This window comes from Bordetella sputigena (genome assembly GCF_965137885.1).
In the GTDB taxonomy this organism is placed as follows: Bacteria; Pseudomonadota; Gammaproteobacteria; order Burkholderiales; family Burkholderiaceae_B; genus Bordetella_C; species Bordetella_C sputigena.
In genome coordinates this window covers 20,989-45,312 of the sequence record NZ_CBCSCA010000006.1, presented here as the reverse complement: position 1 = coordinate 45,312, position 24,324 = coordinate 20,989, and the positions used below count along the sequence as shown (strand labels likewise).

At 67.1% G+C, this 24,324-nt stretch carries 19 protein-coding genes; 6 read left to right on the top strand and 13 right to left on the bottom strand.

The window, feature by feature from the left end; translation table 11 throughout:
• Positions 1-37: 37 nt before the first annotated feature.
• The 5 genes from ACNA0R_RS13090 to ACNA0R_RS13070 form a co-directional block, all read right to left on the bottom strand.
• Complete coding sequence (locus ACNA0R_RS13090; protein ID WP_415826447.1) at positions 38-1,366, bottom strand: ROK family protein; 1,329 nt, start codon at positions 1,364-1,366, stop codon at positions 38-40.
• Between the two features lie 209 nt (positions 1,367-1,575).
• Positions 1,576-3,402, bottom strand: coding sequence for an ABC transporter ATP-binding protein (locus tag ACNA0R_RS13085; RefSeq protein WP_415826446.1), 1,827 nt, complete (start codon positions 3,400-3,402; stop codon positions 1,576-1,578).
• Between the two features lie 184 nt (positions 3,403-3,586).
• Positions 3,587-4,243 carry a DUF799 domain-containing protein gene (locus ACNA0R_RS13080; protein ID WP_415826445.1) on the bottom strand — a complete coding sequence of 219 codons (657 nt, stop codon included), beginning with the start codon at positions 4,241-4,243 and terminating at the stop codon, positions 3,587-3,589.
• Between the two features lie 5 nt (positions 4,244-4,248).
• Complete coding sequence (locus ACNA0R_RS13075) at positions 4,249-4,740, bottom strand: DUF4810 domain-containing protein (protein ID WP_415826444.1); 492 nt, start codon at positions 4,738-4,740, stop codon at positions 4,249-4,251.
• Between the two features lie 14 nt (positions 4,741-4,754).
• A complete protein-coding gene (locus ACNA0R_RS13070; RefSeq protein WP_415826443.1) occupies positions 4,755-5,432 on the bottom strand; it encodes a CsgG/HfaB family protein in 678 nt (225 codons plus the stop codon).
• 437 nt (positions 5,433-5,869) lie between these two features.
• On the opposite strand from ACNA0R_RS13070, the gene ACNA0R_RS13065 reads away from it, so the two are divergent.
• Complete coding sequence (locus tag ACNA0R_RS13065; protein WP_415826442.1) at positions 5,870-9,328, top strand: autotransporter family protein; 3,459 nt, start codon at positions 5,870-5,872, stop codon at positions 9,326-9,328.
• Here the strand turns inward: ACNA0R_RS13065 and ACNA0R_RS13060 are convergent.
• On the bottom strand, positions 9,325-10,827 hold the full coding sequence (locus tag ACNA0R_RS13060; protein ID WP_415826441.1) for an MFS transporter: 1,503 nt from the start codon (positions 10,825-10,827) through the stop codon (positions 9,325-9,327). The genes ACNA0R_RS13065 and ACNA0R_RS13060 overlap by 4 nt on opposite strands.
• A gap of 252 nt (positions 10,828-11,079) precedes the next feature.
• Between ACNA0R_RS13060 and ACNA0R_RS13055 the strand changes: the two genes are divergently transcribed.
• Positions 11,080-12,087 carry a Bug family tripartite tricarboxylate transporter substrate binding protein gene (locus tag ACNA0R_RS13055; RefSeq protein WP_415826440.1) on the top strand — a complete coding sequence of 336 codons (1,008 nt, stop codon included), beginning with the start codon at positions 11,080-11,082 and terminating at the stop codon, positions 12,085-12,087.
• Between the two features lie 129 nt (positions 12,088-12,216).
• Positions 12,217-13,932, top strand: a complete 1,716-nt coding sequence (locus ACNA0R_RS13050; protein WP_415826750.1) for an IlvD/Edd family dehydratase — start codon at positions 12,217-12,219, stop codon at positions 13,930-13,932.
• Here the strand turns inward: ACNA0R_RS13050 and ACNA0R_RS13045 are convergent.
• A complete protein-coding gene (locus tag ACNA0R_RS13045) occupies positions 13,929-14,831 on the bottom strand; it encodes a LysR family transcriptional regulator (protein ID WP_415826439.1) in 903 nt (300 codons plus the stop codon). The genes ACNA0R_RS13050 and ACNA0R_RS13045 overlap by 4 nt on opposite strands.
• A 213-nt stretch (positions 14,832-15,044) precedes the next feature.
• On the opposite strand from ACNA0R_RS13045, the gene ACNA0R_RS13040 reads away from it, so the two are divergent.
• Positions 15,045-15,989, top strand: coding sequence for a dihydrodipicolinate synthase family protein (locus ACNA0R_RS13040; protein WP_415826438.1), 945 nt, complete (start codon positions 15,045-15,047; stop codon positions 15,987-15,989).
• Positions 15,990-16,015: 26 nt separating this feature from the next.
• Here ACNA0R_RS13040 and ACNA0R_RS13035 read toward each other — a convergent pair whose 3' ends face one another.
• The 6 genes from ACNA0R_RS13035 to ACNA0R_RS13010 are packed head-to-tail and all read right to left on the bottom strand — an operon-like array spanning position 16,016 to position 22,226.
• Entirely contained in the window at positions 16,016-17,362 is a 1,347-nt protein-coding gene (locus ACNA0R_RS13035; protein WP_415826437.1) for an amidohydrolase family protein, read from the bottom strand.
• Positions 17,359-18,852, bottom strand: coding sequence for a dihydropyrimidinase (gene hydA / locus ACNA0R_RS13030; protein WP_415826436.1), 1,494 nt, complete (start codon positions 18,850-18,852; stop codon positions 17,359-17,361). The genes ACNA0R_RS13035 and hydA overlap by 4 nt, the downstream gene beginning before the upstream one ends.
• Positions 18,849-19,580 carry a maleate cis-trans isomerase family protein gene (locus tag ACNA0R_RS13025; protein ID WP_415826435.1) on the bottom strand — a complete coding sequence of 244 codons (732 nt, stop codon included), beginning with the start codon at positions 19,578-19,580 and terminating at the stop codon, positions 18,849-18,851. Before ACNA0R_RS13025 ends, hydA begins: the two co-directional genes overlap by 4 nt.
• A gap of 28 nt (positions 19,581-19,608) precedes the next feature.
• Complete coding sequence (locus ACNA0R_RS13020; RefSeq protein ID WP_415826434.1) at positions 19,609-20,382, bottom strand: ABC transporter ATP-binding protein; 774 nt, start codon at positions 20,380-20,382, stop codon at positions 19,609-19,611.
• Entirely contained in the window at positions 20,379-21,200 is an 822-nt protein-coding gene (locus ACNA0R_RS13015) for an ABC transporter permease (RefSeq protein WP_415826433.1), read from the bottom strand. Before ACNA0R_RS13015 ends, ACNA0R_RS13020 begins: the two co-directional genes overlap by 4 nt.
• 21 nt (positions 21,201-21,221) lie before the next feature.
• Positions 21,222-22,226: an ABC transporter substrate-binding protein gene (locus ACNA0R_RS13010; RefSeq protein ID WP_415826432.1), complete on the bottom strand. Its 1,005-nt coding sequence runs from the start codon at positions 22,224-22,226 to the stop codon at positions 21,222-21,224.
• Between the two features lie 352 nt (positions 22,227-22,578).
• Here ACNA0R_RS13010 and ACNA0R_RS13005 point away from each other — a divergent pair, with 352 nt between their 5' ends.
• Both ACNA0R_RS13005 and ACNA0R_RS13000 read left to right on the top strand, forming a co-directional pair.
• On the top strand, positions 22,579-23,313 hold the full coding sequence (locus ACNA0R_RS13005; protein WP_415826431.1) for a GntR family transcriptional regulator: 735 nt from the start codon (positions 22,579-22,581) through the stop codon (positions 23,311-23,313).
• A gap of 148 nt (positions 23,314-23,461) precedes the next feature.
• A complete protein-coding gene (locus tag ACNA0R_RS13000; RefSeq protein WP_415826430.1) occupies positions 23,462-24,142 on the top strand; it encodes a hypothetical protein in 681 nt (226 codons plus the stop codon).
• The last annotated feature ends 182 nt before the right edge of the window (positions 24,143-24,324 follow it).

Below are 24,324 nucleotides of genomic sequence, written 5' to 3'. Positions count from 1 at the left end.
GGCCGGACAGGGCGCGCGCCGTCGGTCGGGCGCCGGTTCAGCGTGCTTTCTTCGCCGTCGCTTTGCCGGTTCCGGCGGTCTTCCGAACCGGGGCTTTTTTGATCGCCGCCTTCTTGGCGGCGGGTTTCGCGGCCGCGACTTTCTTCCCCGCGGGTTTCTTCCCCGCGGGTTTCTGGGCCGCGACGTCCTTCACCGCGGTTTTCTTCGCGGCTTCCTTTTTAGCCGCGGCCGTTCTGAGGGCGGGGCCGGCCGGCGGCTGGGCGTGCTTCCGCACGCCTGCCTCCCGGCTGCCTTCCTCGGCATGGCCGGCGTCTTCGCCACGCCGCCGCCGCATCGTATACCGGGCGTTGCCCACGCCGGTGCCCACCGTCAACACCCCCCAGTGGCGGATATCGTCCAGATACGGCAGCTGGGACAGGCCCTGCACCACGGCGTCGTTATGCAGCATCACCTGGGTCTGCTGCTCATCGATCCTGGGCAGGCGCTTGCACAGCGCGCGCGGCAGGTGGAAATCCCGGTGCGCCCAATCTCCGGGCAGGTTCTGCGTGCCGCGGCTGATGGATCCATCCTGGCGTATCCGCCCGGGACATGCGACCCCCACCCATGGGGCCAGCTTGATCCGGTGCTTGCGCGCGTAGGCGATCAGTTCGATCAGCATGTCGGCGATGCCCTGGACGACCTGCTCCTTGCGGGTCGTGGTCTCATCGCGGGCATGGCTCCACTTCTCGGAGATCACCACCTTGGCCTTGCGCGGATCGCGGTCCTTGGGCAGTCGCACGATCCCGCAACGGATATTGGTCCCGCCGATGTCCACGGCCAGCATTGCGCGATATCGCTCGGCCAGATCGGCCGGCATCAGGTGCAGCCAGCCGATCAGCCCGCCTTCGTCCGCGTGGTGATGCAGCAGCCGCAATTGCACATGGACGTCATCGCGGAAGAGCCGCTGCGCCACGGCTTCCACCGCCAGCTTGCCGATCTCGCTCTGTTTCAGGCCGCCGCCGATGATGATCCGCTGCACGCCTTTCCAGGACTTCTGCGCCAGGAAGCGCTTGACGACGCGGGCCAGCTGTTCCGCGTAGTCTTCCAGCGCGCCATGGATCGCCGCCGCGGCCGCGCCTTCGCGCCGCATCATCACGTCCAGCTTCTTCTTGGGGATGTCTTCGGTCGGCTTGTCGCCCAGGGGATCCTTGCCGTGCAGCGCTTCGAACAGCCTGCGCCAGGCTTCCAGGATTGCCTGGAATGCCGGCCGGCTGGCGTTGTCGCCGACGAAGCCCTTGTCGTCGCGCAGCGACAGGCTGTAGTTGTCGATGATGAAGTCGGGAAACTCCAGGCCGCCGTGCTGCAGGTGGCTGTCTGAATCGGGCATGCTCGCTCCAATAGCTGGGGTGGGCCGGTTCAAGGCAACAGGGTCAAGGCAGCACATCCTATCCTGATACGGCGCGCCGCCCCTTAGCACGCCGCATGCCAGGTGCGGGCGCTATCAACCCGATGGCGGATGACGGGTAGCGGGTGCCCGTGCGGGACGCCGGGTGCCCGGTTGCCGGAACGCCGCGACACCGGCAGCTAATGCGGCGGTCATGCGCGGAATGCGGTGTCCGCTTCCTCCAGCGGTTGCGTCAACGACAGGGCCTGGCGTTCGTAGAGACGCCGGTACACCCCGTCCGGCATGGCGACCAGATCGTCGTGCGTGCCTTCTTCGATGAGGCGGCCTTTTTCCATGACGATCAGCCGGTCCAGCGCCCGCACCGTGGACAGGCGGTGCGCCACCACCACCGTGGTGCGGCCGACCATCAGGCGTTCCATCGCCTGCTGGATCAGCATTTCGCTTTCGCTGTCCAGGCTGGAGGTGGCCTCGTCCAGGATCAGGATGGGCGCGTCGGCCAGAAAAGCGCGGGCGATGGCCACGCGCTGGCGTTCGCCGCCCGACAGCTTGATGCCGCGTTCGCCGACCATCGTCTCGTAGCCGCGCGGCAGCGTGGCGATGAAATCGTGCGCGTTGGCCAGCCGGGCGGCCGCTTCGATTTCCGCGCGCGAGGCGCCCGGACGGGCATAGGCGATGTTCTCCGCCAGGCTGCGGTGGAACAGTATCGGCTCCTGCTGCACGATCGCGATCTGCGCGCGCAGCGACGCCTGCTGCACCGTCGCGATATCCTGGCCGTCGATCAGGATGGCGCCGGCATTGACGTCATGCATGCGCTGGATCAGCTTGACGAAGGTCGTCTTGCCGGACCCGGAATGGCCCACCAGCCCGACGCGTTCGCCCGGGGCGATGCGTATGGAGAAATCCCGGTACAGCGGCGTCGTGTGGCCGCCGTACTGGAAGGTCACGTGGTCGAAGCGGATTTCGCCCGCGGTAATGGTGATAGGCACGGCGCCCGGGCGGTCGGCGATGCCCAGCGGCTGGCGCTCCAGGCTCACCAGTTCTTCCATATCGTTGACGGAGCGCTGCAGGTTGCGGATGTTGGTGCCCAGCTCGCGCATATAGCCTTGCAGGATGAAGAACATCGTCAATACGAAGGCGATGTCGCCCGCGCTGGCGCGTTGCCCGGCCCAGAGCAGCAGGCCTGTCCCGACGATGGCGATGCGCATTACCACCAGCATGCTGCCCTGCGCGGTGCCGTTCACCGTGCCGCGCAGCCAGCCGCGCAAGGTGCGCGAGCGCCACTTGCGGATGATGCGTTGCAGGCGGGCTTCTTCACGGCGTTCGGCGCCGAAGGCCTTGACCACGGCATTGCAGGTGATGGCGTCGGCCAGCGCGCCGCCCAGCCGCGTATCCCAGGCGTTGCCCAGCCGTGCGGCCGGGGCCACATAGCCCAGCGACAGCGCGACGACGGCCACCAGGTAGACCAGGGCGCTGACGCCGACGATCAGGCCCATGACGGGCCAATGCAGGCCCAGCAGCACGGCGGCCCCGGACAGCATGACCAGGGTGGGCAGCAGCGCCAGCAGCAGCGTGTCGTTCAACAGGTCCAGCGCCCAGATGCCGCGCGTGATCTTGCGCACCGTGGAGCCGGCGAAGGTATTGGCGTGCCAGTCGCTGGAAAAGCGCTGCACGCGCTGGAAGGCCTCGGCGCAGATGCGGCTCATCATGGCCACGGTCATGGCGGAGATGGTCGCGAAGGCGCACTGCCGCAGAAGCAGGCTTAATACGCCCAGCCCGATCAGAATGGCGAACGCGGTCAACGCGCCATGCCAGACCGCCGGCTCGGCGGCCGCGCCGCCGGTGACCGCGTCGATCAAGCGGCCGGCGTACATGGGCGTAACGACGTCGGCGGCCGCGGACATCAGCATGAGCAGGGCGATCGCCGTTACGTGCAGCGGCTGGCGGCGCCAATGGCGAAAGGTAAAGCCGAGGGCGTCCTTGAAGACGCTTCCTCGAAGATCGAGTCGTAAGCGGGGCATGGAGGTACGGGAAGGCAAGCGCCCGACGTCGCGACGGACGGCGCGGGGGCGCGGATGCGACATTATCGCGCAGGCACCCTCCGGTCTGCCTGGCGGCCGCCCGCTCACTGCTGTCAGCGTGCCTGCTCCGCGCCGCCGCCGGCGTCTTTTCCGCTGCCCGCCGCCGCGCCGGTTCCAGAAGCCGCTATTGCTGCAGTTCGTAGTGCGGCGACCGCGGGCCGTAGAGGATGCCGCCGGGCTGTCCCGCCCCCAAGAGCGACTGCGTGGTCATTCCGGCGACCGCATAACTGCGGTTGGACAGGTTGTTGACCACCTGATCGACCATGGCCTGCACCAGCAGGCCGATCAGGCCGCCGCTGCTGTTGCTATTGGCCTGGGCGATCGTCTTGCTGCCGGTCCACAATGTCGAGCCAGTGCGCAGATCGATCAGTTTGGCGTCGATCGAGACCGTGACTGAACTGCTGATGACCGCATAGCGCGCGCCATATTGCGTGACGGTCATGTAAAGGGCCGCGTCGGCGCCAAAGATGTCGCGCAGCTTGGCTGGAGGCAACTGATGAATGTCGTCCGCCGCGTCAAGGCCGTTCTGCTTGAAAGTCTCGTCCATGACAGCGATGGGCACGACGTAATAACCGGACTCCGCCAGCGGCCGCGTGGCCTGCGACAGGACCGCGGCCACGGCGGCCGGCTCCACCGACACGTTCAAGGGCGGCAGTACCAGAATGGATGCCGGCTTGCTGGCGCGAAACGCCGAATAGTCCACATTGCGGTTGGGCGCCACGCAGCCGGCCAGTAGCGCGGCGATGGCCAGCACGCCGGCACGGGTCAATATCCTGAACATGGTCATCAGCTCCCGTTGCGGGTGTCGGTGGCGGCTGGAGGCGCGGGCGGCGCTGCCACGGATTGCGCGGCCAAGGGATGGTCCTGTCCTGAGCCAGGCTTGCCGGCATTGCGCATTAGAAAGTCCATGAATGGCGCGGATTCGGGAAACTCCTGCTTCTCGCTCTGTAGTTGTTCGGCAGCCTTGTCGCCGTTGCCCATCTTCAGATAGAGCATCCCCAGGTGGGCGTGGAAACCCGGCGGAAGCGCCTGGTTGTTCGCGCGGGCCGTCTGGATGTTGTTTTCCAGCGCCTGGACCTGCGTCGCGTAGTCCGCGCCATCATCTTTCAGATAGGCATACACCTGCGGCTCGTAGGCCTGCCAGCTGTACAAGGGCTTCTGCTGCGGGGCGCAGGCGGTCAGCCCGCCCACGATAGCGAAGAGAGCGAACAGTCGCGGCACGGGCGACTTGCGCGCGGCGCGGACTTTTGACGATATGACGGACGACATGGCGGGCATGGTCGCGGGACTCCTCAGTTCCCGGCCGGCCGCCAGGCGCCTTGTTCCACGCCTTGCACCAGATGATCGACGGCTTCGCGGATGGCCAGGTCCAGGACCTTGCCGTTCAGTGTGGAGTCGTAGCCGGCGGTGCCGCCGAAGCCAAGCACTTCGCGGTTCGATAGCGTGTATTCCCCCGCGCCGCCCACCGAGTACACGACCTCGGAGGTTCGCACATCCACGACGTTCAAATCGACCTTGGCGTAGGCGACCTGTTCCTTGCCGCGGCCCAGGATGCCGAACAACTGCTGGTCGCCGGTGACTTTGCGGCCGAAGGCGGTGACGTCGCCGGTCACGACGTATCGCGCGCCCTTGATGCTGCTGGAGGTCTTGCTGAAGGCGGCTTCCTGCGCGATCTCGCCCAGATTGTCCCTATCCATGACCTGGAAGCGTCCGGTGCGCTGCAATTGCGCCACCAGTATGGTCTTCGCCTGCCCGCCCAGCCGGTCCACGCCGTCGGAAAAGACGCCGCGCAGATAACTGCTGCGGTTATCGAACTTGCCTACCGAAATCGGGCTGCGGACGCCCTGGTACGGAACCGCGGCCGCGGCAACCGTGGGTACGGCGACCGCCTGCGAGCGCTCGGTCGCGCAGCCCGTTGCCAGGACGCAGAGCAGAACCGCCGCCGCGCTGGTGATTGCTTTCTTCCTCATCGTCGATGTCTCCGGCATTGCCGGGGACCTGCATGCGGATCGCGCTGGCGGCAATGGACGGGCAAATATATCGATTTATATCCACAGAATCAATCTGAAATATCTCGTCGATAATTCCTACGCATTTGTAGGGCTACCCCGGTGCCTCGATAGGGCTACCCCGGCGCCTCGATAGGGCTACCCCCGACGCGTCCCGATGCACTCAAGGGCCAGCGTGAAAGCAGCGGTGGTCGAGGGTTTATTTCTGATTGATGCGCTTCAGTTTATATAAATTGACATAGTTGTTACTCAAAAACAAGAAATTCTTAAGAATTGTTTGGCTCGCCCGTCAATCCGGATGCACCCCGCTTAGAGCGGCTTACCCAATTTCTGCAGTTACGCCGCTCATTCAGGTTCGTCCATTGATCGGAAGTATGCGGACCAGCCTGGATGTGACGATGCCTCAGTCCCCGCGAGTATCCCAAGCAAGCGCGACCCCCATTCCGAAGTTCAACCGCGACAAGCTCGCGGGCGCCGTTGCGGTGGCCATGATGGCGCTGGCGTCCCAAGCCGCCTGGGCGGCGGGGATCGATGGTCAGCAGGCGACCTTCGGCAGCGCCACCGGCGGTTTGCATGGCGTTGCCGATGCAGCGGGAGACGAGCCTGGCTATGACGGTGGAGACGGCGGCGACGCGGGCATGTTCGGCGGTGACGGCCTGGCCGCGAGCCACCCTGCGAGCAGCTCCACGTCACCCAGCGGCGGTTTCAATACCTCGCTGTCTTCCGGCGGCGGCGGCGCCGGCGGTCATGGCGGCACGTGGGGCGCCGGCGGCGGTGGCGGCGGCGGATCCACGGCCATCCTGCGTAACGCCATTCCGATGACGGTGGGCTCCGGTACCACCTATGCGGGCGGGAACGGCGGCAAAGGGGGCGACGGCGCCATCGATAACGGAATTGCCTACAGTACCGGTGGTGGTGGTGGCGCCGGCGGCAATGGCGTCGTCCTGACCAGCACCACGGGCAGCACGCTGGTCATTGCCGGTACCATCAAAGGCGGCGACGGCGGCGCGGCGGGGGCCGGGCTGCTCAATGATGGCACCGGTGTCTACTACGGCGCGTCGGGCGGCGAAGGCGGCTTTGGCCTGGTCTTCTCGGACGGCAACGCCGACGTGACCGTGAGTTCGACCGGCTCGATCCAGGGCGGCAGAGGCGGCGATGGTGCCAGGAATGCCTCGAACGTAGCCGAAGCCTCCGGGGGCAAGGGCGCGATCGGCATCATGTTCAACGGCAGCGGGAACACGCTCATGAACAGCGGCACGATCACCGGCGGCAATGGCGGCGCCGGCGGCAATGGCGCCACGAACACGAATTACCGGGCGGGCGACGGCGCCGAGGCCATCCTCGGCGTCAACCTGAGCATCATCAACAGCGGGACTATCGTTGGCGGCGTTTCGGGCGACGGCGTCACACGCGCCAACGCGATAAATCTTTACGGCACGGATAACCGCCTGGAGCTGCGCAGCGGTAGCATCATCCTCGGCAATGTGGTGGCCAACGCTGGCGGCACGCTGGCGCTGGGCGGCACTACCGACCAGAACTTCGACGTATCCGACGTCGGCCCGACCGGCCAGTATCGCGGCTTCAACGCTTTCGAAAAAACCGGCTCGTCCACCGCGACGCTGACCGGCACCACGACCGCCGTTACGCCCTGGACCCTGAGCAGCGGCAAGCTGGCCGTGACCTCGGACGGCGCGCTGGGTGATAGCACCGGCGACCTCACCTTCAAGGGTGGCACGCTGCAGATCAGCGGCACCACCTTCGACTCGCAGCGCGCGGTCCATTTGTCGAATGCGGACGGCCTCATCGAAGTGGTGGGGCAATCGGACAAGGCCATCATCAATGGCAACATCGACGGCAACGGCGGCCTGACGGTAAACGGTTCGGGCCAGTTGATCCTGACCGGCAACAACACCTATACCGGGATAACCACCGTCGGCGGCGATGCCTCGCTGGTGTTCGGCAACGGCGGCACGACAGGCAACCTGCCTGGCGATCTGGTGATCGGCCCGAACGCCGCGGCCGGTGTCAATCGAAGCGACGATGTGGTCTATGGCGGCACCATCAGCGGCGCCGGCTTCTTCGTGCAAGGCGGCACGGGCAAGCTGACGCTGACCGGCAACAGCAGCGCCTACGCCGGTATCGTCGGGGTGACGGCGGGCGAGCTGCAAGTGAACGGCAATCTCAGCGGCGCCACGGTAGGCGTGTTCGCCGGCACGCTGTCGGGTACGGGCCAGGTAGGCATGACCCAGGTAAGCACCGGCGGTACGCTGTCGCCTGGCAATGCCGCTTCGCCCACGGGCACGCTGACGGTCAACGGCATGCTGTACATGATGTCCGGCTCGACGCTGCGCATCACGGCGGCGCCGGACGGCACCCATAGCAAGGTCATGGTCAACGGCGCGGCCCAGTTGGGCGGTTCGGTGATGCAGCTGGGCTCGCAGGGGACTTACGCCGCTTCGACTACGTACAACATCATCGAGGCCACGGGCGGGATCAACGGCACGTTCAGCGCAGTCAGCAGCGACTACGCCTTCCTGGCACCGTCGTTAACGTACGATGCGAACAAGGTCAACCTGGTGGTCAACCTGAAGGATGTGCCGGTCGACCCGGGCACGCCGGTCGACCCCGGCACGCCGGTGGACCCGGGTACGCCAGCGAACCCGGGCAACCCGGGTAGCGGCTCCGGCAACGGCGGCAATCCCACGCGGCCGATCCAGTTCGCCGATCTGGCCAACACGCCCAACGAGCGTTCGGTGGCCAACGCGCTGCAATCGCTGCCGACCAGCAGCGCCTTGTATTCCCGTGTACTGAACCTGCCCAACGGCGCGCCGGCCGGCGTGTTCGAGAGCCTGAGCGGCGAAGCGCATGCCAGCGTCGCGAACACGCTGAACGGCGTGACCAGCAATGTCGTCAGCCTGCCCATGGCGCATCTGCGCGCCAATATGGCGGCGGGGCTGCGTGCCGGGCCGCCGACGGCGCAACTGGGCAGGGGCGATGCCTCGGCCCTGCCGCAGTCGGATGCCCAGCCTGTGTGGGCGCAGGTCTTCGGCAATTGGCGCACGCTGTCGGGCGGCGACGATAGCGCCAAGGTCCGTCAATCCGACGGCGGCGTGTTCGTCGGCGGCGACCAGGGCGTGGGCGGCGGCTGGCGTCTGGGCGGCGCGGTGGGCTACACCGGCAGCCATAGCAGCCTGAAGGGCTTGTCCTCGCGCGCGGATGTGGACAGCTACAGCGGCGTGATCTATGGGGGCAAGGCCTTCGAGGCGGGTCCCGGCAAGATCAACCTGACGTTGGGCGCGGCCTATACCTGGCACGATATCGATACCGAGCGCAATGTGAACGCCGCGGGCGTCGGCCAGGATTTGAAGGCTTCGTATAGCGCCAGCACGACGCAGTTCTTCACCGAGCTGGGCTATGCATTGCCCTTGAATACCCGTGTCACGCTGGAGCCTTTCGTGGGCGCGGATTTCAGCGACCAGCGTACGCGCGGTTTCGGTGAATCGGGCGGCGACGCGGCGTTGATGGGCCAGAGCAGCCATGACCAGGTCGGCAGCTCCACGCTGGGCCTGCGTGCGCAGTATGCCTTTGAAAGCGGCAATGCGCAGGGCCGGCTGCATGCGTCGGCGGGCTGGCGCCATTCGTATGGCGACCTGAATCCCAAGACCACCATGGCCTTCGACGGCAGCCAGTCGTTCAGCGTGGTCGGCGCGCCGATCGCCCGCGACGCGGCGGTCGTCACGCTGGGCGTGGATATGGCGGTCACCCGCAATACCACGGTCGGCCTGACCTACGGCGGGCAGTTCGGCGATGGCAATCGCCAGAACAGCGGCACCCTCGACGTACGCCACCGCTTCTAACGGTGGCCCGCGCCGGCGCGGGTGCGCCGGCGCAGCACCGCGAGTTGTACGGCGGCCATCAGCGCCAGCTGGGCGGCCACGACGAAGAAGGGCGTTTCGTAGCTGGCCGTCAGCGTGACCAGTACGGAAAACAGAGACGGGCCGGCGAAGTAGCCCAGGAAGGAAACCAGCACCGACGCGGACGTCGCCTCGACGATCTTGTCGGGCGGGGAGAGGCGCGCGATTTCCGCGAGATAGATGCCGTTCCAGCTGGCGGCGAAGAAGCCCGCCGCGCCCGCGACCAGGCCGGCCAGCCACAGCGATGGCGATGCGGGCAGCAGCGCGTAGGCGGCGACCAGCGCGGCCGCGATAAAGGCCTGGATGGTCAGGTTGTACGCCGGCCGGCCGGTGCGGTCGGCCAGCCAGCCCAGGAAAATGCGGGCGAAGACGCCGGCGAACTGCATGCAGGCGTAGGCGATGCCGGCCGTGGCCAGCGGCATGCCGCGCGCGGTCACGAGGTAGGTGACCGAAAAGGAAAACAGCGAACCCTGCACGATGGCGAAGGAAAACGCCAGCGCCGACACCGCGAACAGCGAGGGCGCGGCGCGCAGCACCCGATAGGGCCTGACGAAGGCGCGCGGGTGGATAAGCACCTTCAAATGAATCGAGCGACGCGGGTCGCGCTCCGTGTCCAGCGCGGCGCGGGCCGGCGCGATGATGCAGGCCGCGGCGATGCCGATGGCCATGGAAATCAGCATGGCGCCTTCCCAGCCCCAGGCGGCCGCCGCCGGGGCAAGGATCAGGCCGGCGCAAGCGGCGCCCGCCGGCGCGCCGGCCTGCTTGATCGAGAAAATCAGCGTGCGATGCCGGGGTGGCGCGGTCGCCGCCAGGATGCGGCTGCCGGCCGGCGGCGACGGACCGTAGCCTATGCCCATCAGGATGGCGCCGACGATCAGCAGCGGCCAATAGCCGGTGGCCGCCAGGGCCAGGCCGAACACCGCCATCAACGCGCCGGCCTGCAGCGTGCGGACCGGTCCCAGGCGTGCCAGCAGCGGCGTGCCGAACAGCAGGAACAGGACGGTACCCAGGGAGTTCAGGGACGACAGGTTGCCCACGCGCTCCGGCGACAGGCCGGCGCCGGCCGTCAGCAGCGGCGCGATCACGGGCAGGCTCATGTCCAGGAAAGACGCGACGGTCTGCATGCCCAGCGTGGTGCTGAGCGCCAGCACCCATAAAGGCATGATGCCGGTGGCGCCGGCCGGCCTGCTGGCGTGAGCCGCGCGGGATGCCGCGTTGCCCGTGGTGCCCGAGTTGTCCGCGGTGTCCGAGTTGCCCGAGTTGCCCGGGTTGCCCGGGTTGCCGGCGTCGCCCGTATTGCCCGCGCCGCCCGTACTGCCAACGCTGCTCGCGCCGCCGGCGCCGTCCTCGCCACGCCCGCCCGCGGTCCCCGCGGGCGTCGCGGCTGGCGCTCGCGTCGGGTCGGAATCCTGGGGCAACGAAGACTGCGGCGTGTCTTTCATGGCAGGGTGCATCCGGATGCGTGGGGCGGCGCGGTAATGCGCCGCGCGACATCGTACCGCGCCACCGAGGCCCGGGCGCCGCGAACCGGACCTGAACAAAATTTCACTTTGAACCATGAAAAAGCTGCGCTATGCGGCGGCCCGCGCCCCAATAATCCGCATACGCCTCGGCATTTCGGTGCATCGCCGGCGGTTCGGGCGTCCCTGAAACCGGCGCATAAAACACATCACAAGAACCCACGGAGACAAACCATGCCCAACCGCAACCCGACGCCGCGCAGACGGCTGCTGGCCGCTTTCTGTACGCTGGCCCTGGCCGCCGGCGCCGCCGTCCTGGCCCCGGTCGCGCGGGCCGCCTATCCGGACCGCCCCTTGAAACTGGTCATCCCCTATCCGCCGGGCGGCGCCACGGACGTGGTCGGCCGCGTGATCGCGATGAAGCTGGCCGAAGAATTGAAGCAGCAGGTCGTCGTGGAGAACCGCGGCGGCGCCGGCGGCAACCTGGGCGCCGACGCCGTGGCGCGCGCCGAGCCCGACGGCTATACGCTGCTGATGGGCGCCATCACTTCGCATTCCATCATGGCCACCCTGGAGAAGAAAACCATCTCCTACGACCTGATGCGCGACCTGACGCCGGTCGCCACCATCGCGGCCGTGCCGCTGGTGTTCGTGGTCAATCCCAAGCTGCCCATCCACAATCTGAAGGAACTCATCGCCTACGCCAAGGCCAACCCGGGCAAGCTGACTTATGCGTCCTCCGGCGCGGGCGCGCCGCAGCGCATGGCCGCCGAGCTCTTCAAGCGGCAGACCGGCGTCGATATGCTGCACGTGCCTTATCGCGGCAGCGGTCCCGCCATGACGGACCTGGTCGGCGGCCAGGTGCTGACCATGGTGGAAACCGTGCCGGCCTCGCTGCCCTTCATCAAGAGCGGCCAGCTGCGCGCCCTTGCGGTTACGATGCCGGAGCGCATTTCGATGCTGCCCGACACGCCGACCGCGGCCGAGGAAGGCCTGCCGAATTTCAATGTCGCGTCGATGTTCGGCGTGCTGGTGCCGGCCAAAACGCCCAGGCCCATCGTCGACCAGCTGAATGCCGCGCTGGGCAGGATTCTCGTCATGCCGGACACCAAGGAAAAGCTGCTGCAGCAAGGCGCTTACGCGGTGGCGCCGGCCTCGGCCGACGACGCCCGCAAGCGCCTGCAGGCGGAAGTGGACCAGTGGGCGCAGGTGATCCAGGACGCCAAAATTACGGTGGATTGACGTTTCAACAAGCGAAGGATGTACATGTCATCGAAGTCTTCCTCATCATCGAACGAGTCGGGCCGCCCCAAGCGCGAATCCTCCCCTGGGGAGGAAGTCGCGCGGCGACAGGAGGGCACGCCCGCCGGCATGCGCAAGGGCCTGACCAGCTACGGCGATGCCGGGTTCTCGCTCTTCCTGCGCAAGGCCTTCATCAAGGGCGCCGGCCTGACGGATGACGCGCTGTCGCGGCCCATCGTCGGCATCGCCAACACCGGCAGCGGTTTCAATCCCTGCCACGGCAACATGCCGCAGCTGGTCGAGGCCGTGAAGCGCGGCGTCATGCTGGCCGGCGGCCTGCCGGTGGAGTTCCCGACCATCTCGGTGCACGAAAGCTTCGCCTCGCCCACCAGCATGTTCCTGCGCAACCTCATGTCCATGGACACGGAAGAAATGATCCGCGCCCAGCCCATGGACGCGGTGGTGCTGATCGGCGGCTGCGACAAGACCGTGCCCGCGCAATTGATGGCCGCCGCCAGCGGCAAGGTGCCCGCCATCCAACTGGTGACGGGATCCATGCTGACCGGCTCGCATCGCGGCGAACGCGTCGGCGCCTGCACCGATTGCCGCCGCTTCTGGGGCAAATACCGCGCGGAAGAAATCGATGACGCCGAAATCGCCGACGTCAACAATCAATTGGTCGCCAGCGTGGGCACCTGTTCCGTGATGGGCACGGCCAGCACCATGGCCTGCATCGCGGAAGCGCTGGGCATCGCGGTGCCCGGCAGCGCTTCGCCGCCGGCCGTCACCGCCGACCGCATCCGCATCGCCGAGCGCACCGGCGGCGAGGCCGTGGCCTTGATAGGCCGGCAACTGACGCCCGACCGCATCCTGACGGCAAAATCCTTCGAAAACGCCTTGCGCGTCCTGCTCGCCATCGGCGGCTCCACCAACGGCATCGTGCACCTGACCGCCGTCGCCGGCCGCCTGGGCATACGCCTGGACATGGAGGCCTTCGACCGCATCGGCAAGGAAACGCCCGTGCTCGTGGACCTGAAGCCGTCCGGCCAGCACTATATGGAAGACTTCCACAAGGCGGGCGGTGTGCGCACGCTGTTGCGCGAACTGCGGCCGCTGCTGCACCTGGACGCGCTGACGGTGACGGGCCGCACGCTGGGCGAAGAGCTGGACGATGCGCCGCCGCCTTTTCCGCAGGACGTCATCCGCCCGTTCGACAAGCCCATCTTCGCCCAGGGCGGCATAGCCGTGCTGCGCGGCAACCTGGCGCCGGGCGGCGCCATCATCAAGCAATCCGCCGCCACGGCCGCTTTGATGGAGCACGAGGGCCGCGCGGTGGTCTTCGAAGACCTGGAAGACCTGGCCACGCGGGTCGACGACGACGCGCTGGACATCCACGCCGACGACATCATGGTGCTGAAGAACATCGGCCCGGTGGGTGCCCCGGGCATGCCGGAGGCCGGCTACATGCCGATCCCGCGCAAGCTGGCGCGGGCCGGCGTGAAGGATATGGTGCGCATTTCGGACGGCCGCATGAGCGGCACGGCGTCGGGCTCCATCGTCCTGCACGTCACGCCGGAATCCGCCATCGGCGGGCCGCTCGCGCTGGTGCGCACCGGCGATCGCATCCGTCTCAGCGTGAAGCAGCGCGAGCTGACGCTGCTGGTGGACGATGCCGAGCTGGCGCGCCGCAAGGCGCAATGGCAGCCGCGCCCGCCGCGGGAAGGCGACGAACGCGGCTATCGCAAGCTGTTCCTGACTTCCGTCACGCAGGCGGACCAGGGCTGCGATTTCGATTTCCTGCGCGGCACCAGGGACAACGGCAGTACGCCGGTCGGCAAGTCTTAGCGATTCCCGCGCGGCTGGCGCTTGCCGCCCGCGGCGAAGATCGCGCGCGCCACGTCCAGTAGCGCTTCCGCCAGCGCGGTGCGCGCGCCCTGTGCCTGCCACACCAGGCCGACGCGGCGCACCGGTGCGCGGCCCGGCAGCGGGATGCGCGTCAAGGCATAGCGCGCCGACCATAGCGACGACCAGTCCGGCAGCAGGGCGACCCCCAGCCCCTGGTCCACCAGCGCCGCCACGCCCAGCAGGCTGTCCATTTCCAGCCGTTGGTGCGGCACGATGCGGTGGTCGCGCAGGTAGCGGTCCGCCAGCTGGCCGCCCAATACGGAGCGGTCGTAACGGATAAAGGGCTGGGTGCGCAGCAGATCGTGCGGGTCGCGTCCCTTCATGGCGGCGGGCGCGACCACGACCAGCGGTTCTTCCATGATGGACTGCCAGCGCACCGATTTGCCGATGGCGAACTGCGGCTCGACCACGATGGCGGCGTCCAGCTCGCCGGCGGCCACGCGGTGGCACAGGTCCACCGACGCGCCGGGCATGACGAACACCGACAGGCTGGGATAGCGGTCGTAGACGCGCTTCAGCACCGGCGGCAGCACGCTGGTCATGGCCGATACGAAGACCCCCAGCCGCAGTTCGCCGAACGACGCTTCGTCCTCGGCCAGCGCCGCCAGGTCGCGGGCGTCCCGCAGCAGGGCGCGGGCACGTTCCAGGATGCGCACGCCGGCTTCCGTCGGCCGTACCGAGCGCCCCGCGCGCTTGATCAGCGACAGGCCCAGCGTTTCCTCCAGCGCCTTGATGCGCGCGGCCACGGCGGTGGGCGTCAGGTCCAGGCGGCGCGCGGCCTGCGCGAACGAACCGCTCTCGACGACGGTGACGAAGCTCTGCAGATAGCGGGTGTCCATGTCTTTCGCCGGCAGCGGCGCGAAGCCCATGCGCGCCCTTGCGGCCCTTGTTCGCGATCGTGTGTCCGGGATCTTGTGCGTGCGACCCTGAAAATTATTGCGGTGTGATAGTAACGGAAGGTAGTTTCTCCTTGTTGCCGGTCAGGCGACACTGCTACCGTGCCGTTATGGCGCCACACGCATGTGGCGCCCGGTCCGCCAGGAGGAGTCCCCATGTCCCACCCCCACGATCATCGTCTGCGCGGCGTGCTGTCGCCGGTGCTGACACCGTTCAATCTGGACCGCACGCCCAGCGCGGAAGGCCTGGTGCGCCATTGCCGCGCCTTGATCGAACAAGGGGTCGGGCTGGCGGTGTTCGGCACCAATTCGGAAGCGGCATCGATGTCCGTGGCGGAAAAACGCGCGTTGCTGGACGCCTTGCTGGCGGCCGGCCTGCCGCCCGATCGCATGATGCCGGGCACGGGCGCCTGCGCGATCCCGGATGCGGTCGAGCTGACGCGCCATGCGGTGCGGGCAGGCTGCGCCGGCGTGCTGGTGCTGCCGCCGTTCTACTACAAGGGGGTCAGCGACGAGGGCCTGTTCCGCGCCTATGCCAACCTGATCGAAGGCGTGGGCGACGACCGCCTGCGGGTCTACCTGTATCACATACCGCCCGTCAGCGGCGTGCCGATCACCCTGGGCCTGATCGAGCGCCTGCTGAAGGCGTATCCCAAACAGATCGCGGGCGCCAAGGACAGCTCCGGCGATTGGGACAACACGGCGGCGATGGTGCGCGAATTCGCCGCGGATGGGTTCGATGTATTCCCCGGCAGCGAGGTATTCCTGCTGCCCGGCCTGCGGGCCGGCGCGGTGGGCTGCATCACCGCCACCGCGAACGTCAACGCCGCGGAGATCATGCATCTCTATCGCGTATGGCAGACCCCGCAGGCGGAGGTCTGGCATGAACGCATCCGCAAGATCCGCGGGATATTCCAGGCCTTGCCGATGATTTCCGCGATGAAAGAAGCCATGGCCTGGCAGTCGGACGACGATAAATGGCGCATCGTGCGGCCGCCGCTGGTGGAGTTGTCGGAAGAGCAGGGCCGTGAATTACAGCGGCAATTGACGGCTGCGGATTATCGGATGCCGATGGCGGAGACACTGGCGTATCCGGAGTAGGCGCGGGCGGAGCGCCGCCATGAGCTTCATGCCCCGCCTTTAGCCTTCTCCCATACCTGCCGCGCCGCGCGCCGGCCGTCTTCGCATATCCGGTCCAGGTCCGCGTATACCGGCCGCCCCTGGTCGACGACGATATCGCCCGCCACGATCACCGTTTCGACGTCGCGTCCCTGTCCCGTATGCACCAGCGTGCCGGCGGGATGGACCAGCGGCACCCAGTGCGGCCGGTTGGCGTCCAGCAGGACGATGTCCGCCTGTTTGCCCACGCTCAGGCTGCCCAATTGGTCGCCCAGTCCCAGCGCGTCGGCGCCGCCCTGGGTGGCCATGTGCAGAACGTCGGCGGGTTGCCAGCTGTCGTCGACCTTGCCTTCCTGGATGCGCGCCGTCGCCAACGCCCAGCGCATCAGCTCGATCATGTCGCCATGCTGGGTATCGGTGGCCAGGGCGATATTCAAGCCGGCGCGGCGCAGCATGGGGATGGGCGCGAGCCGGCCCGACGCGGCGTTGCACTTGGGGATGTGGGCGACGTGCACACCGGCCGCGGCCATCCGGGCCGCGTCGTCCGGCGATACGTAGATGCAGTGCCCGGCGATCAGCCTGTCGTTCAGCAGGCCGGCCTCGTCCATCACCTGCGCCGACGTCTTGCCGCTGCGCGCGCGCACGCGTTCGACCTCGGCCTGGCTTTGGCCCAGATGCGTGTTGACGCGCAGGCCACGCCGTTCGGCATGCTGAGCGACGGCGGCCAGCAGCTGCTCCGAACAGGTATCGGCGGCGTGCGCGGCCAACTGCACCGTGACGCGGGGATGCCCCGCCCAGCGCTCCGCCAGTTGCAGCCCATGGTCGAGCAGCGCCTGGCCTATCGCGGGTTCATGCACCCACTCCCGGCTGCGCGCGACGCGGTCGAAGTCCACGTCCAGGATGCGCCAGCTGGCCGCGATGCGCGGGCCCAGGCCGGCGATGGCTTCGGTGGTGCTGTCCGCGTGCGTGAAGTGGTCGCCGATGACGGTGGAGCCCGCCAGCAGGGCTTCCATCGCGCCCAGGCGAGCCAGCGCGCAGGCCTGTTCGTCATCGAGGTCCGACGCCTTGGGAATGCCGGGCGTATAGGACGGCGCGAACCCCAGGTCGGCGGCCACGCCGCGCACCATCGTCAGCACGGAATGGGTGTGAACGTTGACGAAGCCCGGCGTGGCCACGCGGCCGGTGCCGTCCAGCATGCGCGTCGCGATCGCGCCCGGCGGCGCCGCGTTGCCGATCCAGGCGATGCGGCCGTCGCGTACGCCTATGCAGGCGTGCGCTATGCACGGCGCCGCCGGATCCACGGTCAGCGCCGTGACGTTGGTGATCAGCAGGTCGAAGACGGGTGGCGCGTTCATGCGTGATCGCCGTCGGCCGCGGCTTCCTCCCAGGGGGCCATGCGCGACAGCGCGGCCAGCCACGGTGCGTGGCGCCGCTCGGCGCGTCGCGGCCGCGCGGGGGCCGGGCGCTCGCAGCGCAGGAAGCGGCCGTGGCCCGCCTGCCCCTGGAAGACGCCATCCGCGTAGACCACCTGCCCGCGGCTCAGCGTCACCGCGGGCCAGGCGTTCACCGTGCGGCCTTCGTAGGGCGTGTAGTCCACGTTGTGATGCAAATCGACATTGCGGATGACGCGCTCGATGCCGGTATCCCAGATCACCATATCCGCATCGGCGCCGATGGCGATGGTGCCCTTGCGCGGATACAGGCCGTACAGCTTGGCCGGCTGGGTGGATGTCAGCGCGACGAAATCGTTGACGTCCATGCGCCCCTGCAGCACGCCTTCGGAGAACAGCAGCGGCAGGCGCGTCTCCAAACCCGGAATGCCGTTGGGGACGTGATTGAAGGGCGTTGCGTCGCCCCGCGGTTTCTTGCCGCCGGCTCCGTCGAAGCGAAAGGGCGCGTGGTCGGAGGAGAATACCTGGAAGGTGCCGTTCGCCAGGCCGTTCCATACCGCCTGCTGGGCCGCTTCGTCGCGCGGCGGCGGGCTGCAGATGCAGCGGGCGCCGTGCAACATGTCGCCTTCCAGATCGGCCGCGGTCAGGAAGAGATACTGCGGGCATGTTTCGGCATAAATCCTCAGGCCGCGCGTCTGCGCCCAGCGGATCTGCTCGATGGCATCCGGCCCGGACACGTGGACGATCAGGATGGGCGTGTCCAGCAGTTCCGCCAGCGAGATCGCGCGGTGCGTGGCTTCGCGTTCGGCCACCGGAGGCCGCGACAGGGCGTGGTAGGGCGGCGTGTCCAGGCCCTCCGCCAGCATGCGGTCGGCCAGCCAGGCGATGCAGTCGCTGCTTTCCGCATGGATCATGGTCATCGCGCCGTGGCGCCGCGCGGCATACAGCACGTCCAGGATCTGCCGGTCGTCCAGCTTCAGATCGTCATAGGTCATGTAGATCTTGAACGACGTGTAGCCCTGGGCGATCAATGCCGGCAGTTCTTCGTCCGTGACGCGGGGCGTGGCGTCGGACACGATCATGTGGAAGGCATAGTCGATGCAGGCCCGGCCATCGGCCACGGCGTGGTAGTCGCGTACGGCCTGCGCCAGCGATTCGCCTTTCAGCTGCGCGGCGAAGGGGATCACCGTGGTGGTGCCGCCGCAGGCCGCCGAACGCGTGCCGGACAGGAAGTCGTCGGCCATGACCGAGCCGTCGCCGGTCTTCTGCGCCAGGTGGCAATGGGCGTCCACGCCGCCCGGCAGCACCCAGCGGCTCCGCGCATCGATCTCGCGCGCACCGGCCGGCAGTCCTTGCGCGAGCGCGACGATGCGGCCGTCGTGCACGCCGATGTCGGCCTGGAAAACATCGGCCGCGGTGGCGACGCGGGCATTGCGTATCACCAGGTCATTCATGCCAGCTCCTGGAACAGCGAGCCCCAGCCTTGCACGCGCCGCGTATCGCCGCCGGCCATGCGCAGCGATTTCCACACGGCGGTGGCGATGGTGTCGTAGATAGGTACGCCGACTTCCTGCTCCAGTTCTTGCACCAGCGGCGCCCCGCGTAGGTTGGTGCAGAAAATGGAGATGGCCTGCGGCTTGGCCGAAGCGACGTCGCGTACCATGCCGCGCAGCGTATCCGCATCGACTTCCGAGAAGGAAAAATTGTCGCGCTTGCCCAGATGCCGCTCGGCTACGCATTCGTAGCCGGCCTGCGCGTAGTTGGCCAGGATGCGTGCCTGTACATCGTCGGTATATGGAGTCACCAGCGCATATTTGCCGACCTGCTTGAGATCGAAAATTTCATTCAGCGCCAGTACCGAAGTGCAGGCGGGGATGCCGGTGGCGGCTTCTATGCGGTGGCACAGTTCACGGTCCGCCTCGAAACCCAGCCAGCCGGATGAGGTGCCGTTCCAGCAGATCACATCCATCCTGGCGTGCGCCAGCAGTTCCGCGGCGCGCAGGATAGGCGTGTCGTCGAACTGCGCCAGGGCGCTGTCGGATAGCGCGATCTCGGTGACGGGGAAGCGGCCGAAATGCGCGCTTGCATCATCCAGGCCGGCGAGCATGGCGCTGGTGACGGGTTCCAGCACGGTGTTGGAAGAAGGGGTAAGCATGCCGAGCAGCAGGCGTTTGACGGTCATGGATAAGATTCCAGCGTTAGGGATGCGTTCACGCCGCGCGGGCCAGCGCGGCTTCTTCGCGTATCAGCGATAGCACGTGGCGCTTGATCTCGTTGAACATCGCCGACGTGGTGTCGCGCGGGCGGGGCAGATCGATGGGAATCAGCTCGCGGATGCGCCCGGGCCGGTGCGTCATCACCGCGACCTGCGTGCCCAGGATCAGGGCTTCTTCCACGCTGTGCGTGACGAAAACGATGGTCGATTGCGACTTCTGCCAGATCGATACCAGTTCTTCCTGGATATCGGCCTTGGTCTGCGCGTCCAGCGCGGCGAAGGGCTCATCCATCAGGATCACCCCGGGGTTGAGCAGCAAGGCGCGGGCGATGCCCACGCGCTGGCTCATGCCGCCCGACAGCTCGGACGGATAGTGGTCCTCGAAGCCCGTCAGTCCCACCAGGTCGATGTAGGGCTGCGCCAGCCGCCGGCGTTCATCCTTGGACTTGCCGCGCAGGCGGTAGGGAAAGGCCACGTTGTCCCAGACCGGCAGCCAGGGCATCAGCGTGGCTTGCTGGAACACCATCCCGCGGTCGGCGCCCGGACGCGTAACGGGCTTGCCTTCCACCGTGACGCGGCCGCTGGTGGGATGTTCGAAACCCGCCAGCATGTTCAGCAGCGTCGATTTGCCGCAGCCCGAGGGCCCCAGCAGGCACAGCAGCTCATGGCGGCCGACGCTCAGCGAGACATCCTGCAGCGTCAGCAGCTCGGTATTGCGGCGCGTGTCGTAGAAGGTCTTGCCGATATTCTCGAATACGACGTGGCTCATCGCGATCCTCCCGCGGCCTGCTGGCTGCCTTGCAGCGTGGAGCCGCGCTGCCAGTGCAGGCAGGCGTTCATGATGGTTTTCAGCAGCAGGTCCGACAGATAGCCCAGCAGGCCGATGCTGACCATGGCCGCGATGACCAGGTCGTAGCGCAGGAAGTAGTAGGAATCCCACAGCGAATAGCCCAGCCCGCTCTTGACCGCGACCATTTCGGCCGTGACCGTCAGCATCCATGCCGAGCCGATGGCGATGCGCAGGCCGGAGAAGATGCTGGGCAGCGCCGCCGGCAGCACGACGTGGCGCAGCAACTGCCACTGGGTCGCGTCCATCATGGCCGCGGCGCGGATCAGGTTGCGGTCCACGTTCTTCACGCCATGGATGGTATTCATCAGGATGGGAAAGAAGGCGCCCAGGAACACCAGGAAGATGGCCGGCTTGTTGGCGATGCCGAACCAGATGATGGCCAGCGGGATCCACGACACCGGTGGAATGGGCCGCAGCACCTGTATCGTCGGTTCTATCGTTTTCTCGACCCAGCGCCACCAGCCGATGGCGATGCCCAGCAGGATGCCGCTGGCCGCCGCGATGGCATAGCCCGCCAGTACGCGCAGCAGGCTGGCGAAGGCGGCCGGCAGCCATTCGCCGCTATAGGACAGTGTGCTGCCGTCGGTGCCGAACATCCAGTCGGCCCAGGTCAGCAGCACGCGCGACGGCGCGGGCAGCAGCGCGGGTGGGATCAGGCCGGACCGGGAGAACGCCTCCCAGGCGAGCAGGACGACGAGCGGCACCACCAGCCGCTCTTTATGGGCGAATAGACGCATGGCGTTCTCCGTGCCGGCGCATCAGTCGCCCAGGTCGCTCTTGGATTTGCCCGTGGCCTTGGCCAGGAAGCTGTAGTCCATGTGCGCGGGAATCTGGCCGCTGACGTCGGTCGACACGTAGCGCAGGTCCTTCATCATCTTGGCGATGGCCAGGGTCTGCTTCTGGTACATCGCGTAGTCGGGGTAGGCATTGTCCAGGGCCGAGGCGGCCACCTTGGGATCCAGCGCGGTGTACTTGGTGATGCTGGCGATCCAGACCTCGCGATCGCTTTTCAGCTTGTCCACCAGCGCCACCACCGCATCCACGGTCGCCTGTACGGCCTGGGGCTTGTCCTTAATGACGTCGGAGCGGGTGACGATCAGGTTGGTCAGCTTGCCGGCGGCCTGGTCATAGGGGAAGTCGAAATGCTTGCCGGCGCCGTTCATGCGGATCTGCGAGGCGAAGGGCTCCACCGTGGAGACCAGGTCGATCTCGTTGCGCTGCAGGGCCGCGGCGTGGTCGGCCGGGTTGGGGATGTTGATGAACTGCACGTCCTTGTCCGGATTGATGCCGTGCGTCGCCAGGACGCCGCGCATGTGCAGGTCCTGCGCATTGCCGCGCGAGGCCGCCACGCGCAGTGGCTGGCCGGCCTTCTTGCGTTCCGCGATCAGCTTCTTCAGCGCATCCCAGTCGTCCGCCTTCAGGTTCAATCCCGGCGCGGACAGCAGTTCGGAGCCGCCGTTGACCTGGCCGGAGATGGCGACCACGTCGAAGCCCTTGTCCAGCGCGGTGACGAAATGCAGATAGGTGACCTGGGCCACGTCCACGCTCTTGGACACCAGCGCCGTCAGCACGTCGTTGCCCGAGGTGAACGCCGTGGCGTCGATGGTCACGCCCTTGGCCAGCTGGGGCGTCAGGCTCATGGGTACGCAGTGGGCGCATTTGGCGAAGCCGAGCTTGATTTCGGCGTCGGTGGCATGGGCGGCGCCGTATGGCCCGGCCAGGGTGACCAGGGCGAGGGCTGCCATCGCTTTGAGAAAGGACATGGGGAAGGGCTCCTGTGGTGCGTCGTCGATAGGGGGCGGACGCCGGCCGCCACGGCCCGCGTAGCGGTGTCCCCGTCGGATCAAAGCAATAGGTGTGCCAATTTCTGGGCCAGATTGTGCACAATCTCAGGTTGTTTTGTTTTCACTGATGATGGGCAGGGCAGGCGTGGCCGAGTCGGGCTTCCAGCGTGGGGGGAGGGCGATATGGTACGGCCATGTTTTGCGCCATCATGGGGCGGGATGCACCGCGCGGGCGCAAGGGGCGGTGCATGCGAATTCCTTTTCCTTTGGATTGCGCACAATCTAGAATGGCGTTCATCGACCGTCTTTCGTCACGCCTTATCCGCTTTCCATGGAATCCCAGATCGACAAGCGCCCCTCCCGCCACGGAGCCGATGCCGCCGACGCGCCGCCTGCGATGATCGCCAACGACGAGATCTATCGCAGGCTCCAGCAGGCGGTGTTCGAGCATCGGCTGCTGCCCGGGACCCGGCTGGTGGAAGACCACCTGGCCGAGATCACGGGCAGTACGCGGGGCAGAATCCGCCAGGTGCTGGCCCGGCTGGCGCACGAAAATCTCGTGACGCTCGTGCCGAATCGCGGCGCGTTCATTGCCAAGCCCAGCGTCGAAGAGGCGCGCGAAGTGTTCGCGATGCGGCACATGATCGAGCCCCCCATGACCGAGCTGTTGGCGCGCAATGCCAGGGCCGCGCAAATCAACCGCTTGCGGGTGCACGTGCGGCGGGAAGCGGCGGCGCGCGCGGCGGGGGAGCGGGCCGTGATTATCCGGCTGTCGGGTGAATTCCATTTGCTGATGGCGGAACTCACGGGCAACCGCATCCTGACGCGGACGTTGCGGGAGCTTTGCGCCCAGACCTGCCTGGTCATTACGCTGTACGACAAGCCGAATACGCCGGCTTGTCCGCATCATGAGCACGAGGCGGTCATCGATGCCATCGAAGCCAGGGACGGCGCGCGGGCAGCGGCCTTGATGCGCCATCATCTGGAGCATATCGAGGCGACACTGGCCCTGGAAGAGCCGGAACCCGCGCCACGGGTGGATCTGCAGTCCTTGTTCGCTTCGTGATGGGCGGGGGCCGGGTGGCCTCGCGCCCGGCGCCAGCGCGATGACGGGTGGGGTTGCGGCATGGAACCCGTCGCTGAAAGGCGAAACGTACCGGCGCCGCGACGTTCGCGGCTCGATACGAAGGTTTGCCCCATCGGAGGACATGACCATGCAGCTTTCCACCGCTTCGTCGCCCGTCGCGTTGACGGAACCGGCTCCGGCACACGTGCCGCCTCCTGGCGCCGGTATGGCGGACGCGGCGCGGCCCGCCGATGGAACGGCGGCTGGAAACGCCCATGCGCCGGCGGCCGTGGTGCTTGCCTTCGCCAACCACGTACAGGATGCCGATCAAGCCGCCGCCGCGCGGTCGCCGGTCTTGCCGGCCCAGGCAACCACTCCGGACGAGGCGGAGATGGCAGTCAAGAGATGGGCCGATAAACTAAGACGCGAGCTCGACGCGGCGCTCAAGAAAAAGCAGCAGATCCTGGCCGGGCTGTACGAACGCCTGCAAGCCTGCGACCGCCAGGGCCCGCAGGCGCTCGCCGCCAGGGAACACCGGTTCCTGATGGAAAAGCTGCAACAGGAAAGAGCGCAGTTTCCCGACGAGGCTCGCGTGTGGGCGCAACTGACCAATGGCGGCGGCATCACCGTCCATGCTTCGGGCGCCATCGATTTGCACGCAGGCGAAGGCTTCAATAACTGGAAGCGCATCCTGCGGAAGGACAGTACGCATATCCTGCGGCACGCCACGGAATTCCATCGCTTTGTCGAACGCCATAGCGGTATTCCAGGTTTCGCGACGCGGTCGGCCTACGCCAAGCAACTGCGCATGCTTCGCTACAAGTGCTGATTACCGCCTTGCCGCGCGCTCGCGATGTGCGATGCTCATTCGGCGGACACGCCTATGCGGGCGTCCACCGTTTGCACCGGCCGGCCCGGTTCTAATTTCAAGAACGGGCGCTGCGAAAAACTCTAATGGACACGGGCCTGCGCGACTTCCAGAATCGTCCGGTCCTTTTTCCTCCGGAATAT

What these genes read in the sequence shown, in the direction of transcription:
- ACNA0R_RS13090 (WP_415826447.1), bottom strand. Translation starts at nt 1,366, where the DNA reads ATGCCCGATTCAGACAGCCACCTGCAGCACGGCGGCCTGGAGTTTCCC.
- ACNA0R_RS13085 (WP_415826446.1), bottom strand. Translation starts at nt 3,402, where the DNA reads ATGCCCCGCTTACGACTCGATCTTCGAGGAAGCGTCTTCAAGGACGCC.
- ACNA0R_RS13080 (WP_415826445.1), bottom strand. Translation starts at nt 4,243, where the DNA reads ATGTTCAGGATATTGACCCGTGCCGGCGTGCTGGCCATCGCCGCGCTA.
- ACNA0R_RS13075 (WP_415826444.1), bottom strand. Translation starts at nt 4,740, where the DNA reads ATGCCCGCCATGTCGTCCGTCATATCGTCAAAAGTCCGCGCCGCGCGC.
- ACNA0R_RS13070 (WP_415826443.1), bottom strand. Translation starts at nt 5,432, where the DNA reads ATGAGGAAGAAAGCAATCACCAGCGCGGCGGCGGTTCTGCTCTGCGTC.
- ACNA0R_RS13065 (WP_415826442.1), top strand. Translation starts at nt 5,870, where the DNA reads ATGCCTCAGTCCCCGCGAGTATCCCAAGCAAGCGCGACCCCCATTCCG.
- ACNA0R_RS13060 (WP_415826441.1), bottom strand. Translation starts at nt 10,827, where the DNA reads ATGAAAGACACGCCGCAGTCTTCGTTGCCCCAGGATTCCGACCCGACG.
- ACNA0R_RS13055 (WP_415826440.1), top strand. Translation starts at nt 11,080, where the DNA reads ATGCCCAACCGCAACCCGACGCCGCGCAGACGGCTGCTGGCCGCTTTC.
- ACNA0R_RS13050 (WP_415826750.1), top strand. Translation starts at nt 12,217, where the DNA reads ATGCGCAAGGGCCTGACCAGCTACGGCGATGCCGGGTTCTCGCTCTTC.
- ACNA0R_RS13045 (WP_415826439.1), bottom strand. Translation starts at nt 14,831, where the DNA reads ATGGACACCCGCTATCTGCAGAGCTTCGTCACCGTCGTCGAGAGCGGT.
- ACNA0R_RS13040 (WP_415826438.1), top strand. Translation starts at nt 15,045, where the DNA reads ATGTCCCACCCCCACGATCATCGTCTGCGCGGCGTGCTGTCGCCGGTG.
- ACNA0R_RS13035 (WP_415826437.1), bottom strand. Translation starts at nt 17,362, where the DNA reads ATGAACGCGCCACCCGTCTTCGACCTGCTGATCACCAACGTCACGGCG.
- hydA (WP_415826436.1), bottom strand. Translation starts at nt 18,852, where the DNA reads ATGAATGACCTGGTGATACGCAATGCCCGCGTCGCCACCGCGGCCGAT.
- ACNA0R_RS13025 (WP_415826435.1), bottom strand. Translation starts at nt 19,580, where the DNA reads ATGACCGTCAAACGCCTGCTGCTCGGCATGCTTACCCCTTCTTCCAAC.
- ACNA0R_RS13020 (WP_415826434.1), bottom strand. Translation starts at nt 20,382, where the DNA reads ATGAGCCACGTCGTATTCGAGAATATCGGCAAGACCTTCTACGACACG.
- ACNA0R_RS13015 (WP_415826433.1), bottom strand. Translation starts at nt 21,200, where the DNA reads ATGCGTCTATTCGCCCATAAAGAGCGGCTGGTGGTGCCGCTCGTCGTC.
- ACNA0R_RS13010 (WP_415826432.1), bottom strand. Translation starts at nt 22,226, where the DNA reads ATGTCCTTTCTCAAAGCGATGGCAGCCCTCGCCCTGGTCACCCTGGCC.
- ACNA0R_RS13005 (WP_415826431.1), top strand. Translation starts at nt 22,579, where the DNA reads ATGGAATCCCAGATCGACAAGCGCCCCTCCCGCCACGGAGCCGATGCC.
- ACNA0R_RS13000 (WP_415826430.1), top strand. Translation starts at nt 23,462, where the DNA reads ATGCAGCTTTCCACCGCTTCGTCGCCCGTCGCGTTGACGGAACCGGCT.